Source organism: Zobellia laminariae (assembly GCF_030553095.1).
Lineage (GTDB): Bacteria > Bacteroidota > Bacteroidia > Flavobacteriales > Flavobacteriaceae > Zobellia > Zobellia laminariae.
The window spans coordinates 4,791,307-4,807,350 of the sequence record NZ_CP130738.1 but is presented as its reverse complement, the minus strand read 5'-3'; the positions used below and the strand labels follow the sequence as shown (position 1 = coordinate 4,807,350).

Annotated in this window: 17 protein-coding genes; 13 read left to right on the top strand and 4 right to left on the bottom strand. The window is 36.0% G+C overall.

Annotated elements, in window-relative coordinates; all coding sequences use genetic code 11:
* Genes Q5W13_RS23200 through Q5W13_RS23175 form a run of 6 tightly spaced genes read left to right on the top strand, consistent with a single transcriptional unit; the run spans window position 1 to window position 5,371 of the window.
* Window positions 1-1,704, top strand: a complete 1,704-nt coding sequence (locus tag Q5W13_RS23200) for a ShlB/FhaC/HecB family hemolysin secretion/activation protein (protein WP_304444718.1) — start codon at window positions 1-3, stop codon at window positions 1,702-1,704.
* Between the two features lie 18 nt (window positions 1,705-1,722).
* Window positions 1,723-2,619 carry a glutamate synthase-related protein gene (locus tag Q5W13_RS23195; RefSeq protein WP_304444717.1) on the top strand — a complete coding sequence of 299 codons (897 nt, stop codon included), beginning with the start codon at window positions 1,723-1,725 and terminating at the stop codon, window positions 2,617-2,619.
* A gap of 13 nt (window positions 2,620-2,632) precedes the next feature.
* Window positions 2,633-3,337: an FMN-binding glutamate synthase family protein gene (locus tag Q5W13_RS23190; RefSeq protein WP_368662585.1), complete on the top strand. Its 705-nt coding sequence runs from the start codon at window positions 2,633-2,635 to the stop codon at window positions 3,335-3,337.
* 12 nt (window positions 3,338-3,349) lie between these two features.
* Window positions 3,350-4,084, top strand: coding sequence for a hypothetical protein (locus tag Q5W13_RS23185; protein ID WP_304444716.1), 735 nt, complete (start codon window positions 3,350-3,352; stop codon window positions 4,082-4,084).
* A gap of 2 nt (window positions 4,085-4,086) precedes the next feature.
* The gene (locus Q5W13_RS23180; RefSeq protein ID WP_304444715.1) at window positions 4,087-4,740 is read left to right on the top strand and encodes an NAD(P)H-hydrate epimerase; all 654 of its coding nucleotides are present in this window, start codon (window positions 4,087-4,089) and stop codon (window positions 4,738-4,740) included.
* Between the two features lie 7 nt (window positions 4,741-4,747).
* Window positions 4,748-5,371 carry a Pycsar system effector family protein gene (locus tag Q5W13_RS23175; RefSeq protein WP_155596800.1) on the top strand — a complete coding sequence of 208 codons (624 nt, stop codon included), beginning with the start codon at window positions 4,748-4,750 and terminating at the stop codon, window positions 5,369-5,371.
* 2 nt (window positions 5,372-5,373) lie between these two features.
* Here Q5W13_RS23175 and Q5W13_RS23170 read toward each other — a convergent pair whose 3' ends face one another.
* Together Q5W13_RS23170 and Q5W13_RS23165 are read right to left on the bottom strand one after the other, a co-directional pair.
* Complete coding sequence (locus Q5W13_RS23170; protein ID WP_304444714.1) at window positions 5,374-5,733, bottom strand: hypothetical protein; 360 nt, start codon at window positions 5,731-5,733, stop codon at window positions 5,374-5,376.
* A 57-nt stretch (window positions 5,734-5,790) separates the two neighbouring features.
* Entirely contained in the window at window positions 5,791-6,381 is a 591-nt protein-coding gene (locus Q5W13_RS23165; protein WP_304444713.1) for an RNA polymerase sigma factor, read from the bottom strand.
* A 116-nt stretch (window positions 6,382-6,497) separates the two neighbouring features.
* On the opposite strand from Q5W13_RS23165, the gene Q5W13_RS23160 reads away from it, so the two are divergent.
* The 7 genes from Q5W13_RS23160 to Q5W13_RS23130 all read left to right on the top strand — a co-directional run bounded on the left by Q5W13_RS23160 (window position 6,498) and on the right by Q5W13_RS23130 (window position 14,179).
* Window positions 6,498-7,142, top strand: a complete 645-nt coding sequence (locus Q5W13_RS23160) for a hypothetical protein (protein WP_304444712.1) — start codon at window positions 6,498-6,500, stop codon at window positions 7,140-7,142.
* Window positions 7,136-7,660 (top strand): FecR family protein, encoded by a 525-nt coding sequence (locus tag Q5W13_RS23155; RefSeq protein WP_304444711.1) that lies wholly within the window; start codon window positions 7,136-7,138, stop codon window positions 7,658-7,660. The genes Q5W13_RS23160 and Q5W13_RS23155 overlap by 7 nt, the downstream gene beginning before the upstream one ends.
* Window positions 7,661-7,925: 265 nt before the next feature.
* Window positions 7,926-11,186 carry a TonB-dependent receptor gene (locus Q5W13_RS23150; RefSeq protein WP_304446565.1) on the top strand — a complete coding sequence of 1,087 codons (3,261 nt, stop codon included), beginning with the start codon at window positions 7,926-7,928 and terminating at the stop codon, window positions 11,184-11,186.
* A gap of 10 nt (window positions 11,187-11,196) precedes the next feature.
* The gene (locus Q5W13_RS23145) at window positions 11,197-12,660 is read left to right on the top strand and encodes a RagB/SusD family nutrient uptake outer membrane protein (protein ID WP_304444710.1); all 1,464 of its coding nucleotides are present in this window, start codon (window positions 11,197-11,199) and stop codon (window positions 12,658-12,660) included.
* Between the two features lie 70 nt (window positions 12,661-12,730).
* On the top strand, window positions 12,731-13,477 hold the full coding sequence (locus tag Q5W13_RS23140; RefSeq protein ID WP_304444709.1) for a sulfatase-like hydrolase/transferase: 747 nt from the start codon (window positions 12,731-12,733) through the stop codon (window positions 13,475-13,477).
* An 8-nt stretch (window positions 13,478-13,485) separates the two neighbouring features.
* Complete coding sequence (locus Q5W13_RS23135) at window positions 13,486-13,794, top strand: sulfatase-like hydrolase/transferase (RefSeq protein WP_304444708.1); 309 nt, start codon at window positions 13,486-13,488, stop codon at window positions 13,792-13,794.
* Between the two features lie 28 nt (window positions 13,795-13,822).
* Window positions 13,823-14,179: a sulfatase/phosphatase domain-containing protein gene (locus tag Q5W13_RS23130; protein WP_304444707.1), complete on the top strand. Its 357-nt coding sequence runs from the start codon at window positions 13,823-13,825 to the stop codon at window positions 14,177-14,179.
* A 127-nt stretch (window positions 14,180-14,306) separates the two neighbouring features.
* Here Q5W13_RS23130 and Q5W13_RS23125 read toward each other — a convergent pair whose 3' ends face one another.
* Window positions 14,307-14,504 carry a hypothetical protein gene (locus Q5W13_RS23125; protein WP_304444706.1) on the bottom strand — a complete coding sequence of 66 codons (198 nt, stop codon included), beginning with the start codon at window positions 14,502-14,504 and terminating at the stop codon, window positions 14,307-14,309.
* Entirely contained in the window at window positions 14,455-15,648 is a 1,194-nt protein-coding gene (locus Q5W13_RS23120) for a hypothetical protein (RefSeq protein WP_304444705.1), read from the bottom strand. The genes Q5W13_RS23125 and Q5W13_RS23120 overlap by 50 nt, the downstream gene beginning before the upstream one ends.
* Window positions 15,649-16,044: the final 396 nt, after the last annotated feature.

Below are 16,044 nucleotides of genomic sequence, written 5' to 3'. Positions count from 1 at the left end.
ATGCAAACTTATGATGATGAGTTGAGAAGTGTAAAGTGGTTTGCATCATCGCCTTATCATTTAGATTTGACATTGATACATGCATCAGGTTGGGAAGAATGGGAAAAGCAAGCTGGCCATATTCAAAACGAGCTTACCAATGCGGATATAGAAAATGCTTTTGAGGCTATTCCCGAGGAAGTAAAAGGCGCCGTAATAGAAGATATTAAAGTAAAGCTACAAGGCAGACGCGATAACCTTATGGAAATTGCTAAAGCATATTATTTATATCTAAACAAATTTCAGGTGGTAACCGGTACCCAAAAAGCTGATGACTTTACCATAACCAGATTGCCCAATGGGAAAACGTCTTTAAAAATAGACCGTAAGGATTTGGGAATTTTAGATCATACTTTTTCCAAGGATATCACCAAGGAAATATGGATTTTCGGTTTAGATGGTAAGGATAATTTTGTGGTTGAAGGGGAAGGAGACCATCCAATAAAAATTAAGATTGTTGGAGGGAAGAAGAATGATACCTATGATTTTAGAAACACCAGAAGAGTAAAACTATACGATTATAAGGACAAAGAGAATACCATAGTAAATAAGCGCTCCAAAAAATGGTTGGTAAATGATTATGAGTTGAATAATTACGACCATAAGAAGGTGAAGTATAATTTTAATCAGTTACTTCCCATACTAGCCGTTAACCCAGATGACGGACTCAAAATTGGCGTAGTGAGCAACCACACTTCATATAGTTTGCAACGTAATCCGTTCACGTATAAACATAGTATTAACGCTGCTTTTTATACCAGTACATCAGGTTTTGATTTGTCTTACAGTGGCGAGTTTTCGAACATATTTCATAACTGGAATTTTGGAATAGAAGGGTTGTATACAAGTCCCAATTTTTCTGAAAACTTTTTTGGTTTTGGTAATGATACGGAATATGATAATGATGCGGTAGACTTAGATTTTAACCGAGTTAGAATCCGAAAGTTTAAAGCTGCGTTGGCATTAAAGTGGGAAGGTGTTAGTGGTGGTTCTTTCTATTTTAAACCCTTGATAGAATCTTTTGATGTAGAAAATATGGAAGATAGGTTTGTAGCGGAACTCCCTGTGAACAGTTCTATTTTTAATAGACAAACCTACGGAGGAATAGAGGCCGCTTATAATTTTAAAAATAAAAATAGTAGTGCTTTCCCTACCTTAGGACTAGATGCAGGATTAACAATAGGTTATAAAACCAATATTGATAATACGGAGTCCGATAATAGTTTCGCCTATTTACAGCCCAAGTTAGCAGTAAACCATAAGTTAACAAAAAGCGGAAGCATTGTTTTGGCAACAGAGTTGGGAGGAGAGGCTCTTATAGGTGATGACTTTGAGTTTTATCACGCTGCAACCATAGGAGGCAATAAAAGTCTAAGAGGCTTTAGAAATGAACGCTTTACAGGAAAACAATCTTTTTATCAGAATACAGATCTTAGGTTTCCATTAGGCGGAGTACGAACAAGCCTTGTTCCATTTAGGTTTGGGGTTACAGGTAGTTTTGATTACGGTAGAGTTTGGACCGAAAATGATATCTCCAATACATGGCACAATTCCGTAGGAGGTTCGCTTTGGCTCATTGGGGCAGAGGCATTTACAACTAATTTAGGTTATTTTAGTAGTGCAGACGGCGGGCGAATTGTATTCGTACTCGGCTTTTCTTTTTAATATTTAAAAATACATCTTATGAAAAAACCAATTGCAATTGCCCAAGTATCATCCTTAGAAAATAAAAAACCAGAACACGCATTAGTCAATGGTTTGGATTTAGTTATTGTAAAATTTGATGATGATATTTCTGTATTGTACGGTAGATGTCTGCATAGAGGAGCTTTAATGTCAGATGGTCATGTAGATGGCCATAACCTTATTTGTGGTGTTCACGGTTGGGATTATAGAGTAGATACCGGAGTTTCAGAATACAATAATGCAGAGGTATTACAAAAGTTTACTACTAAAATAGAAGGGGATAGTCTTTTTGTAGATGAAGAAGAGATAGATGCTTATTTAGTAGACAGTCCGCAGCCATTTAATAGAGATGCTTATTTAGGTGCTTACGCAGATACCCACCCTGAAGAAACAGAACCATATACAGGGTATATAAAGGAATTAGCCACAAACGGACTTAAAAATTTAGGTCACCACGGAGCTTCAGCTTCTATGGGAGTAGATAGAAATACGTTGCCAAAATGGAGCGATATTCAGTTTTTGCCGGCTCAATTGGCAAGCAGACCTTTGTTAGATGAAGATAATGTAGTAACAAAGGTGGTTATTGGACCAAAAGCCAAGAAGCCTTTACATTTAGATATTCCGCTTTTTGTTAGTGATATGAGTTTTGGCGCATTGTCTAGAGAAGCTAAAATTGCTTTATCTAAAGGAGCGCAATTAGCAGGTACAGGTATTTGCTCAGGAGAAGGCGGAATGTTACCTCATGAGCAAGAAAATAACAGCAAGTATTTTTATGAACTGGCTTCGGCAAAATTCGGATTTACTTGGGATAAGCTAGACAAAGTTCAAGCTTTTCATTTTAAAGGCGGACAAGGTGCTAAAACGGGTACAGGGGGGCATTTGCTAAGGTGCTAAAGTAAGTAAGGAAATTGCTGAGGTAAGAGGTTTAAAAGAAGGTGAAACAGCAATTTCACCAGCAACTTTTCCAGATTTTCATGGTGTAGATGATTTTAGGTCTTTTGCAGAAAAAGTAAGAGAACGTACGGGTGGTATTCCAATTGGGTTTAAAATTGCAGCCAGTCATATAGAAAAAGACATTCAGTTTGCATTAGATGTAGGTGTAGATTATATCATTTTGGATGGTAGAGGCGGGGGAACAGGTTCTGCACCGACCATATTAAGAGATAATATTAATGTACCTACAATTCCTGCTTTAGCAAGAGCAAGAAAATATTTAGATAAAGTTGGAGCTACAGATGTAACCTTGGTAATTACAGGAGGTTTACGTATTGCAGAAGATTTTGGAAAAGCACTTATGTTAGGAGCAGATGCTATTGCTGTATCCAATTCTGCTTTACAGGCAATTGGTTGTTTGGGTATGCGTGCATGTGGTAGTAACAACTGTCCGGTGGGTATTGCAACTCAAAAAGAATCATTGCGAAGTAGGTTGATAATTGATTCTTCGGCGAAACAATTACATAACTATTTTGATGCCACAAACAACCTTATCAAGGTTATTGCGAGAGCCTGTGGTCATGATAATATCTCAAAATTCAATTTTGATGACTTATCTACTTTCAATCATGATATGCATCGTTTAACAGGAATTAATTATGGTGGTGTTAACCCCTAAAAACAAATATAAATGGAAAAAATGATGCACTTAGCAGCACAATATTTAGCTGCAGCAGGAATAAGTTTTGTAGAGAAGAAGGCAGATGATAGTCATACTAATCTTGGATGGTCAATTGATAAGCAACGTTTAGAAACACACCCATTATCAACAGATGGAGATGTACTTGCCTTAAATTATAATACCTTTTCTTTAGAGTGGAATTCTACTAAAAACAATGCTTCTTTTGCGTTGGATGGAAAAACCCATCAACAAGTATTGGAATGGTTAACGAATTCTGCAGATTCATTTTTGGGTAAGACATATACCTATGATTTTCATTACGACCTGCCATATTCAATTGATGATTCTTTCACCTTTGTACTAGATGGGTCTAAATTAAAGGAACTTGCCGATTTAAGAACTTTAACGCAATCTAGTTTAGAAAAAACACTTGCCGTAAATGATTTGGTATCAGACATTCGTATTTGGCCTCATCATTTTGATTCGGGTGCTTATGTTGTAATTTATGATGATTTATCTATTGGCTTTGGTTTGGCAGTACCCGATACGATGGTCACTGAACATTATTTTTATATCAGCGGATACAAAGGTCATAGTGGTTTAGATACTTCTAAGTTTGATTCACTTTCATTAGGTGAATGGAAAAACGACGGATTTAAAGGAGCAGTTTTACCAGCTACAAAAATTAACGAAGAACAAGTGGTACAGTTTTTCACGGAAGCTATTAATACCTATAAAAAGTAAATATGCAGGTAACCAGTCTTTCCTTAGAAGCCTTTAAAGAAATGGATTATTGGGCGGTTCAAAAATACAACCTGTCCATTGAATTGATGATGGAAAATGCAGGGCTTCAATTAGCAAGATTAATCGCAAAAAAAGCAACTGAGACCTCTGTAATTACTATTGGCGTTGGTAATGGAAACAATGGCGGCGGCGGACTAGTAGCTGCTCGTAGACTTGCTGCTTGGGGATTTAATGTGAATTTAGATTTGGTTGTACCAATTACCAAAGACCTGCCAAAAGTACAATTAGAAAGAGCATTGCTATTTGGGGCAAAGGAAGGCATCCCGGAAACAACTGATATTTGGGTAGATGCCTATTTAGGGTTCTCTCAAAGATTACCGCTGTCTGATGCATTTGTTAAGAGTATTGCATTAGCCAATGCATCATCGGCATTTAGAATATCCTTGGACATTCCCGTTGGTATTTCTAAAGATGGAGAATTGTTAGGGTTTAAGGCGAACCAAGTAATGACCTTGGCAGCTCCTAAACTTCTTTTAGAAAAATTGCCAAGCGAAGTAGAAGTATATATGGCTGATTTAGGAATTCCAAAGTCGGTTTACGAGCATTTTAATATAAAAATGCCCAACTTTATAGAAAGTCAACTGATAGCGTTATAAACATTATATGGTAAACGATAAAGAAGAATCCAAAGAAATCGATAAGCAATTAAGAAAAGAATTGGGTATTGATAAGGAGAAGCTTAAAGAATTAAAGAAGAAACTTTCAAAAATTGAACCTCGTTCAGAACGTGGTGCGGAAACCTTGTTTCGTTTGGTCTCTAAAAATCAGTATACTTTGAATACGATGATCGATAGAAAATCGAACATTCTTATTTCTATCAACGCACTTATTCTTTCTATAATCTTAGGAACGGTTTTAAGTCAGTTAGATAAAGACCCACATCTTATATTTCCGGCAATTATAATGTTAGGAACCAATCTAATTTCTATAGCATATGCCGTTTTTGCTACCAGACCAGAACTTACTCATGGAGATAAAGGGACTAATAATCTTTTGTTCTATGGTAATTTTAATACTATGAACGAGGAAGAGTATACAGAAGAGCTTACGAGTTTAATGTATAAGGGAGACGAGCTTTATAAGACCATCGCAAGAGATACTTTTCATTTGGGTAAGACTATAGATAGAAAGTTTAAGCTACTTAGAACTTCTTTTCATGTATTCCTAGTGGGTATTATTTTGGCGGTGATAGGGTTTATAGCTTGCCATATTATGTTTGCTATGTAGTCTTAATCTAATAGTTCAGCGTTCGTTTTAATTCTAAAACAACGCTCTTCACCTAAGAAAAGCGGATTTCCATGCTTTTCAGACCAAAATCCGTCTAAAATATCTTTGCTGATACATTGATAAACAGCAACACCTTTATAAATATTATGGTCTTCTCCATTGTATCTAAAGTTTATAACTAGAATATTGTTTTTAAAAAATCCAGTACCTGTCTGCTGTTGATTAGTGCCAATAGTCCATATGGCATTTATTCTGCTTTTTAAATCCAAAGACAAAATCAGTTTTCCTTTGTAAGAATGCTTTTCGGCATCTTGGTTGCTTCCCATAATAGTATACTCACCAACCAGTTCTTGAACCTTCATATCATTTTCTTTGAAGCACAAAACTATTGAAAATTTGATGAAGGGGTTTCGTTTTCTCTATGTTGATTTTTTTCGGTTGATTCCAAATATTACTATTAAAATAGTCTCATACTTCTCGCCCAATCGTTTCTTTAAAATGCGAAAAGCTTTTGTTATTTGCGCCTCTACTGTTTTTATTGAAATGTTAAGATAGTCCGCAATTTCATTGTTGGTAAGTCCTTCTCTTTTACTAAGAATAAACACCTTTTGACATTTTGGAGGTAGTTTTTGAATTTCTTTGTTTACAATTTCAATCATCCGTTTCAACATTTTATCATCCGTTTCCTCTACGATATCGTGGGCGTAATCTATATATTTTTGATGTAATAGTATTACTGCTTTATTCTTCTGGTAATGATTCAGAAATTCATTGTAAACACATTTATATAAAAAACTTTTTATAGAGTATTCAGGATTCAACTTTTTTCTAGACTTCCATGTTTTGAGAAAAACATTCTGCACGATGTCTTGAGCAATTGCCTTTTCATGAGTTAAAGTAAGTGCATAGGCATTAAGGGGTCTATGATATTTTTCCAATAGAAACATATAGGCCTTTTCTTCCCCAGAAATAAGATGTTCTATTAGTTTTTGATTGTCATCAAGGTTCATTAAATGTAATTATTTGACAAATAAACATTAAAATTTATGAGATTATGAAAAAAATAATTCAAAAAAATAAGGGTTTTGGTAATTTCACTTGTAATATAATAAAGAGAAGAAGATAAATGATATCTCCAGATATTGAAAATTGTATTGTAAAATATTTTTCGCAGGCAGCGGATATAAATGATTTGGGCTATTTAAATAAGTGGCTCCAAGCAAAAGAAAACCAACTCATTTTTAAAGAATACATTAAAACGCATTTTGCGATTAACCTAGCTATGAACGACCCAAATTTAGATAAAGTAAGAGGAGAACTTCTACGGGAAATCAGAAATTACAAGAAAGTTGATCATAAGATTAAGTACTTGTCGGTTTTGAAATATGCAGCTATCGCCATCGTATTTTTAGGACTTGGACTTTTGATGAACAAAGGTCTTTTTAGTAATACTGAAGTTAATACAATAGTGCCTAGGGAAGACGTCATTACTTTAAAGCATGCAAACGGAGATTTGGAGATAATTGCTGTAGATGGAACTTCACAAATTTTGAACGAAAAGGGCCAAGTTATAGGAGCTCAAAAAGGGCAACAGCTAGTTTATCAAGATCAAAAGTCTAATTCAGAATTAAAATATAACACATTAAGTATTCCTAATGGCAAGAGGTTTTTCATAGTACTTTCAGATGGTTCTAAAGTCCATTTAAATTCAGGAAGTTCTATTACTTACCCAATGGCTTTTCACGCAAGTGACTCCAGAAAGTTGTGCTAACCGGAGAAGCTTATTTTGATGTTACTCCAGATAAGAACCGACCCTTTATTGTAAACACACAAGAAATTGATATAAAGGTATATGGCACAAAATTTAACGTAACCAACTATCCTGAAGATGATAATGCGGAGGTAGTTTTAGTTGAAGGTTCCGTTAGTATGTCCGAACCGGATGCAAGTGAAACAAAGAAGGAGGAATTTTTCCTTGACCCAGGATATAAAGGAGCTTTTAGTAAAAGTGATAAAAATATCGTCAACCAAAAAGTGAATACCTCGCTTTATACATCTTGGATGAAGGGAAACTTTATTTTCTCTAATGAAACCTTTGAAAACATTACCCGAAAACTTGAGCGTCATTATAATGTGATTATAATAAACAACAACACACATTTAGCAGAGGAAACATTTAATGCTACTATAGAAACGGATTACGAAACCATAGAACAGGTTTTGAATTACTTCAATAAAGTATATAAGATAGAGTATCAAATTGTAGAGAATAAAATAATTATCAACTAAACTATCCGGAACTATGAAACGAAACTAGTATAACCAACCATGATCATTTTTTAACTTTTACAATAGAAAAGGTAAGAATTAAAAAATCGGAAAATGCTGTAACATTTCCCGATTTAAGAAAATGATCACACATAACGCGTAATCACAAATAAACACTCAAAATTATGAAAAAACCACCAAAGTCGGAGGGTGTTCTCTCTTGGCACTTAAATTATGACCTAAAAATGAAGTTATCGCTTCTTTTTTCTTAACCATAAGTTTTTTGATGCAAGCCAATTCTTCGTATGCACAAAAGACTGAAATATCTATAGAAAGGGAAAATTCTACGGTAAGAGAAGTTCTTGAAGATATTGAAACTCTTACTGAATTTAAGTTTCTGTTCAATACAAGAGCAGTGGACTTGAGTAGAAAAGTGACAATTAAGGTAGATAAAGCTCCAATTGATAAGGTCTTGGACCTATTGTTTAAAAATGTAGATACGAGCTATGAATTGGATGACCGTAAGATACTATTGAGAAAGAAGGAGCGAAAAAGCCGTAGTACAAATGAATCACTCTTAATTGCTCCTTATCAACAAACAATATCAGGAATTGTAACCGATTCTGATGGCATACCATTACCCGGGGCTAATATTGTAGAAAAAGGTACGTCAAATGGTGTTACGGCAGATTTTGACGGAAACTTCTCAATTGAAGTTTCGGACGAGAATACAATTCTTTCCATCTCATATATTGGGTATACAACAAAAGATATAGCAGTAGAAGGTACCGCACCAATTACTGTGCAACTGCAACCAGATGCGGCTAAGTTGGAAGAAGTAGTGGTTGTAGGTTATGGCACACAACGAAAAACCGATTTAACGGGAGCTATTGCTACAGTCAAATCAGAAGATTTTACCCAAGGGGCAAATTATGATGCGGTGCAACTTTTAAATGGTGCGGCATCAGGTGTTAATGTTAGTCAAGTAAGTTCTGCTCCAGGAGCAGGTTTAAAAGTTCAGATACGTGGTGCTGGTTCTATAAACAGTGATAATTCGGTATTGTTCGTAGTTGATGGTCTTCCGGGTGTAGACCCTTCCTCATTAAGTCCTGGTGATATAGAATCTATAGATGTTTTAAAAGATGCTTCATCAGCAGCCATTTATGGTACTCGTGCTGCAAATGGGGTAGTTTTAATAACAACAAAAAAAGGTAAGGCAGGTAAAACTAGTCTATCCTATAGTACTTATACAGGCTTTCAAAGTGTAGCAAAGTCTCTAGATGTTTTAGGATCTGGAGATTATGCCGACTTGGTTAACTTGAGAAGTGCAGATACATATTCTCCGGAACAAATAGCTGATTTTGGATTAGGAACGGACTGGCAAGATCAGATTTTTCAAAATGCAACCGTTCAAAATCATCAGATTTCCCTGTCCGGCGGAAATGAGAAGGGCAATTATTATTTAGGACTTAATTATTTTGATCAGGACGGAATCGTTAAAACTTCCTCTAGTCAGAAATATAACATTAGATTAAATGTCCAGTCAAGACCTATCGAGAACTTGTTGATTTCTGCTAATGCTAATTTCACAAGACAGACCAACAATGAAATTTTGTTTTCGAATGCGGCAAATGAAAATGCAGGGCCTATTAACTCTGCCATTCAATTTGATCCAACATTATCTTCAGGTCTTGATGGCGACGGACGTTACTTCAGAAACGCTTCAATTGCATTAGATAATCCTTTGGCGTTAATAAATGGTATTGACAACCAACGGGTTCTTAATCGGTTCTATGCGTCTATTAATACGGATTATGAAGTAGTAAAGAATGTAACAGCTAGCTTACGCTTGGGCGGAGAATCAAATACCTCTAGGGCTGATGCGTATCGCAGCAGGGTTACTAGTAGTGGATTGGCTCAAGGAGGCATTGGAACTATAACATCAATTGAACAAACACATTGGTTGGTTGAAGCTCTATTAAAATATAGCAACACCTTTAATGAAAACCACAACTTTTCCATATTTGGAGGGATAACGTTAGAAGAATTTTTAAACCGAACAGTTAGTGCTAATTCAGAAGGTTTTCTTTCTGATGTAACGGGTACCAACCTTTTACAAAGTGGTAATGGAGATTTAAACGATGATGTAACGAGTGGTAAGTTCAAGAATCAACTAAATGGTTTCATTGGTAGAGCTACATACGACTATAAAGGAAAGTATTTGCTTACCGCGTCTTTTAGGGTAGATGGTTCTTCTAGATTTTCACCGGATAACAAATATGCATTATTCCCATCTGCATCTGTAGGGTGGAGGATAAGCCAAGAACCTTTTCTAAGTGAAAGCAATACGGTTAGTAATTTAAAATTACGGGTTGGTTATGGTGAATTAGGTAATCAAGGAATAAATAATTTTGAAACGCGACAAACCCTTATTTCACGATCTAATAACGGAAGTAATTCTGTCTTTGGAGGAGCAGTGTCCCAAGGAGTTGTAGCCGCAAGATTACCTAATCCTGACTTAAAATGGGAAACTACCACCGAAATTAATGTAGGTCTAGATTATGGTTTTCTCAACAATCGTATATCTGGTTCAGTAGATTTTTTTAAGCGTAAAACGTCAGATCAACTTTTTAATAAACCACTGCCGTCTGTAGTTGGGTTTACCAATGTGAGAACCAATCTTGGTGAGGTAGAAAATAGCGGAGTTGATTTTAATTTGAACACGATTAATATCAATAAAGACGATTTTCAATGGACGTCTGGGATTACCATGTCTTTTTTAAAGAATGAGGTAACCATATTACCAGACTTTACCGAAGAAATTATAGGAGGAAATATTGGAACCTTTATTTCCCAATATACAGTTGTAAGAGAAGGAGCTCCGCTTCAGTCTTTCTACGGATATGAAATTGATGGTATTTTTCAAGTAGGAGATGATATTGCGAATTCTGCGACACCTGACTATTTACCGGGCCAACCCAGATTTATTGATCAAGATGGTGATGGAGATATAGATGCGGATGACCGGGTGGTATTAGGAGACCCTTTTCCAGATTTTACTTTTGGCTTCAACAATAACTTCAAATACAAAAACCTGAGTCTTGAAATCTTTTTACAAGGCGTTCAAGGTATAGAATCGTTAGATGCTAATGTAACAGAATCTTTATATCCTACCAATTCAGCGAGAAATTCAATTTCTAAATACTACCACGACCGATGGACACCGGAAAACCGGTCCAATACATTACCATCAGGAGAAAACCCTAGTCAATATGGGGGAGCCAGAGCCATTAATTCACTTACAATTGCTGATGCTTCGTTTATCAGGCTCAAGAATGTGACGTTGGGATACAATATACCCTTAAAAGATACCTACAGAATCTCTTCATTAGGTCTTTATGCCGCAGTAGATAATCTATTTACTATCACTGATTTTGAAGGATATGATCCTGATGCCAGTGCAGAAGGTACAGATGTAGAAAGAAGTAGCTATAACAGTTACCCTTTGGCACGTACAATTAGATTGGGCTTAGATATTAAATTTTAAACTTATACTGATGAAAAAATATATAATTAGCATAGTTGTAATCGCACTTTTGTTCGGTTGCGAAGATTTTCTAGAAGAAGAAGTCTATACGGAGTATGATCCTTCGGTTTTTCTACAGGATGAGGCGGGTGTAGATGCTTTATTAACAGGGGCTTATAGTGCTGCCATATATTCTAATTTTCAAGCTATAGACCATTTTAATGTGCAACAACTCAATACTGATGAGACTTGGGAAACAGGGGGAGGTCTCAATAGAAGAGTTTTGCCACTTATTGAGTTTACTTGGGATGCTTCTACAGACTATTTCAATAACGGGTACAACAGGTTTTATAATGCCATAGCCGCAGCAAATAATGTTTTGAGTGTTATAGATGGTTTAGATAATTTGGAAGAAGCCACTTTGAAAAAAATTGAGGCGGAGGCGAGATTTTTACGAGCATTTTTTTATTATAATCTTCATAGCTATTTTGGTCCTACACCTATTGTTACCGTACCTGATGGGGCTACTTTAGATGAAATAGAAGCCGTAGGAAAAGAAACACCCAGGGCCACTGAAGAAGAATACAGAAGTTATGTAGAGGGGGATTTGTTGTATGCCTCTGAAAACTTGAGTTATGGAGGATTATCAAGTAGAGCTAATAAAGGAAATGCACTAGGGCTGCTTGCCAAATTTCATTTGAATAACAAGGAATGGGAGAAGGCTTCCGAAACGGCCCAAGAAGTAATAAGCAACGGTGGGTATGTTTTATATGATGATTATACCAAACTTTTTGCAGTTGATGGTGAAGATAATAACGAATATCTTTTTAGGTTTGAGGCTGCGGTAGGAACTAATCAAGCAAATGTTTATATCCCTCATGCTTTTCCTCCAAACTATCCTATTCAATCTAATTGGGAAAACTTTGGTGCACAGTTCAGAACCTATACTTTGTTTTATGAAACTTTTGAAGAAGTAGATATTAGAAGACAACTTATGATTTCGGAATATACACCAACAACTACAGGAGTTATAACTCTTTTATCAAGAGATGCTGATGGTAACGTTTTGGATGATGTACGGAGTCTTAAATTTGTTCCGGACCCCAATGCGGCAGGAAGGTTTAGCGGTAATGATTCTCCTATTATACGTTTGGCTGATATCATTTTAGCTCGTGCCGAAGCTTTGAATGAAGTAAGCGGACCTACTCAAGAAAGCATAGATTTGATTAATGAGATTCGCAATCGAGCTAGTGTTGATGAGGTTGTCCTCACGGATTTTAGTTCCAAAGAAGAGCTTAGGAATTTTATTTTGGCCGAAAGAGGAAGAGAGCTGTATTCTGAAGGTCTACGAAGGGAAGACCTTATTAGACACAATAAATTTATTGAGCGCGCCTTGGAGAGAGGCAAGTCCGCACAGCCTCATCAGGTGGTTTATCCACTTCCACAACCGCAAATAGATAACAATCCTAATCTAGAGCAGAATCCATATTATTAATACGAATAAAAATAATGGGGGTTATACTGAGGGTAACCCCTATTTTTTAAATAGAAAACAAGTGGAGAGAATGAAAAACAACGTAATATCCTTAGTAGCGCTTTGCACATTTTTTATAGGCTGTAAAGAGAAAAAAACTTTGGGTCAAGTGCCGGACGTTATGGATAAAACTACATATAAGAATGTAGTTTTTATTTTGGTAGATGATTTGGGATGGAAAGATTTGGCTTGCTATGGCAGTTCGTTTTATGAGACCCCCAATATAGATTGGTTAGCCGCTCAAAGTAACTTATTTACCAATGCTTATAGCCCCAATCCCGTTTGCTCACCCACTAGGGCGGCCATAATGACTGGTAAATACCCAACTAGGGTAGGGATAACTGACTGGATTCCCGGTTATGAAAGTAAAGATGCGATACTTAAAACTCCAGAAGACTTGTATGAATTGCCTTTGGAGGAAGTCACTTTTGCAGAGGTATTAAAGGAAGCAGATTATAAAACGTTTTTTGCCGGTAAATGGCATTTAGGTGATACAGGTTTTTTTCCGGAAGATCAAGGATTTGATATAAATAAAGGAGGTCATCATATGGGTCAACCACCAGGAGGTTATTATTCGCCCTATAAAAACCCGAAACTTTCAGATGGTCCGGAAGGCGAATATTTAACGGACAGGCTAACCAATGAATCAATGGCATTTTTAGAGGATAATAAAGACAATCCTTTTTTGTTGTATTTGTCTTACTATACTGTTCACACTCCAATTCAGGCATCTAAAAAACATATTGCTAAATTCCATAAGCAAAAAAGCAAATCTTAAAAGATAGTGTGGCATTGTTTAAAAAAGAAGGAGCAGCTCAAACGGTTGTGAATCAATACAACGAAGCCTATGCATCTATGTTATATGCGCTTGATGAGAATGTAGGAAGGCTTCTGGAAAAAATAGAAGCTTTGAATTTGACGGATAATACCTTGGTGATTTTCACTTCTGATAATGGAGGGCTAACTACGCTTATGGCCCATCGTACGGCACCAACTAGTGTAAGACCACTAAGAGCAGGCAAGGGCTGGGCTTATGAAGGGGGTATTAGAATACCTCTTTTAATTAAGAAACCAAGGTCAAAAGCAGGGAAATAGAATTGATGCTCCTGTCATTAGTATGGATATGTTCCCTACCATTTTAGATGAGTTGGATTTACCGCTCCAGTCTAATTTGCATCAAGATGGTGTTAGTCTTTCCTCATTATTAGATGGAAAAGAGAATAATGTTCATGAAAGTTTGTTTTGGGATTACCCCCATTATCACGGTAGTGGATGGACACCGGGTCAAGCGGTTAGGAAAGGAGATTGGAAACTCATTTGTTTTTATGATAATGACCTATATGAATTATATAATTTGAAAGAAGATATTTCGGAAGAGAACAATTTAGCAGACAGCCAACCTGAGAAATTAGAAGAGTTGAAAGAAGAGTTGAAGCATTATAATGAAATACTAGAGGCACCCAAGCCTACACGTAATTGAAATAAACAGCTATAACTTTACTATTAATAAGTACCTATGAAAACGAAAGCAAGCCCTTTTGCAAGGGCTTGCTTTTAAAGTTTAGAGAACATAAGGTTTACTTTATATAACCTTATTATTAAATCAATTATGGTTGGTAAGAAGGTAACTCAACTACATAAGATTCAACAGATTTACCATCTTCACTACCACTCCAGTCAGAACCAAAAAGAACACGGGTTCCTGTAGGGCTAATAACGGCATGAGGCTCACCCCAATAATCAAACTGATCTTCATCAGCTCTGTGGTGTCCAATTCTGTATACTTCTACGTTGCCTTGGTTCAACTCTTGCTATAACCAATTCTTGATCTAGAAGTTTTACGCCGTCTTGTTCAAAACCTATCATGGAAGCTGCAATCCATCCCGGATTTTTATGAGCTACGGCAGAAATATGTGTACCGCTCTTTGGGTAATCATATCCTAAATCTTCAGAGATTACAGGCAAACAGTCACCTGTGTTCAAGTCATAAGCAACAATATTTCCTAAACATCCACCTTTAGGACCACCGTTAAATGTTACTGTAAAATCGGCATCAGTTCCATTCGCCATTTTACCTAAAGAAGAATGTTCTGGTTTCTGTTTGTTAAGTCTTGTTACAAGGTCACCGTTGGTGTCGTACGAAGATACATTGTGATAAAAAAGATCACCACTTGGTGCAGGCATAGCAGCGGTATAGTTTACGTCATCAATATTAAAAGTAGTTAACTTTTGAGTTGAAAAACGATAAGCGTAGGCAGTATTGTTTTCACAACGAAATCCTATTACATCATTATCCCAAGATGGCATCTGAACATCGTTGCCCATACTTAGACCACCTGTACAGTTGGTTATCTCTCTTAGATTAACTAAAATTTCTTTATTGCCAGATGATACGGTGTATTTAATATAGTCATCCGTTCTTTTGTCTAGGTAATAAAGAATGTCCGCTTGATTGAAATCCCAGTATAATTGTTCTATGTCATCTGGTAGGATATCATCAAGGTTTCTAATAAAAGCATAAGTCTTACCGTCTAATAATTGATGTACACCATTTGTCTGGTCGTACAGAATCATTCGGGTTTCATCGGCGTTCCATGCTTGAACGGTACTATACATTGGTTTTGTAACCGTACCATCTCCACCATTAGAAATCCTTCGGATAATTGTTCCGAATGAAGGATCTACAATAGTTTTTAAATACTCGGGTTTTGCAACATCTTGCATTGGATGAGGCTCTAGATCATTTGCTGTAAGTTCTGTAGCAATATCTACAGTAACTACATTTTCATCGGGGGTTACTTCTTCTTCCTCAGTGTTCTCTTCTTCGGGAGTCTCGGATTCCTGTTCTTCAGAATCGTTATCTGGAATTAAATTTAAATTGTCACTAGTACAGCTCATAACGCTTAAACCAATGCCAAAAAACAATAGGTACATTTTCACTTTGTTCATAAGATATAAATTTCGGGGTTTAAAGATGTACGAATAAACTGAGGATGTGGTTGTTGTATTCTTTAATTTTAACAAGTTTGTTTATGAATAAGTAGCTTTTCTTCTATAGCTCTTAAATCATCTTGTAGTGTAGAATAGTACTGATATATGATAAAAGGGAATTTTTTTAAAGAGAAAATCTAGGACTAAAAAAGTTTAAAAAAAATTAAGGAATACACTTAAATTTTTAAAAAATGCCCTCGAAGAAAATAAAAAAATCAATTATTGAATCATTCTAAATGAAGAAATAGGATGCCTAAAATTACTGTTGAATGATATCTTTCTCAAATGTTTTTGGAGGGGGTTTTATATGTAAATAACCTCATTATTTTCTTACAAATATTGGCAGTATCTGAG

Excerpts from the sequence above, each read along its gene's own strand:
- Q5W13_RS23175 (WP_155596800.1), top strand. The coding sequence starts at position 4,748 with ATGGTAAACGATAAAGAAGAATCCAAAGAAATCGATAAGCAATTAAGA.
- Q5W13_RS23140 (WP_304444709.1), top strand. The coding sequence starts at position 12,731 with ATGAAAAACAACGTAATATCCTTAGTAGCGCTTTGCACATTTTTTATA.
- Q5W13_RS23200 (WP_304444718.1), top strand. The coding sequence starts at position 1 with ATGCAAACTTATGATGATGAGTTGAGAAGTGTAAAGTGGTTTGCATCA.
- Q5W13_RS23150 (WP_304446565.1), top strand. The coding sequence starts at position 7,926 with ATGCAAGCCAATTCTTCGTATGCACAAAAGACTGAAATATCTATAGAA.
- Q5W13_RS23170 (WP_304444714.1), bottom strand. The coding sequence starts at position 5,733 with ATGAAGGTTCAAGAACTGGTTGGTGAGTATACTATTATGGGAAGCAAC.
- Q5W13_RS23120 (WP_304444705.1), bottom strand. The coding sequence starts at position 15,648 with ATGAACAAAGTGAAAATGTACCTATTGTTTTTTGGCATTGGTTTAAGC.
- Q5W13_RS23180 (WP_304444715.1), top strand. The coding sequence starts at position 4,087 with ATGCAGGTAACCAGTCTTTCCTTAGAAGCCTTTAAAGAAATGGATTAT.
- Q5W13_RS23160 (WP_304444712.1), top strand. The coding sequence starts at position 6,498 with ATGATATCTCCAGATATTGAAAATTGTATTGTAAAATATTTTTCGCAG.
- Q5W13_RS23130 (WP_304444707.1), top strand. The coding sequence starts at position 13,823 with ATGTTCCCTACCATTTTAGATGAGTTGGATTTACCGCTCCAGTCTAAT.
- Q5W13_RS23195 (WP_304444717.1), top strand. The coding sequence starts at position 1,723 with ATGAAAAAACCAATTGCAATTGCCCAAGTATCATCCTTAGAAAATAAA.
- Q5W13_RS23185 (WP_304444716.1), top strand. The coding sequence starts at position 3,350 with ATGGAAAAAATGATGCACTTAGCAGCACAATATTTAGCTGCAGCAGGA.
- Q5W13_RS23165 (WP_304444713.1), bottom strand. The coding sequence starts at position 6,381 with ATGAACCTTGATGACAATCAAAAACTAATAGAACATCTTATTTCTGGG.
- Q5W13_RS23145 (WP_304444710.1), top strand. The coding sequence starts at position 11,197 with ATGAAAAAATATATAATTAGCATAGTTGTAATCGCACTTTTGTTCGGT.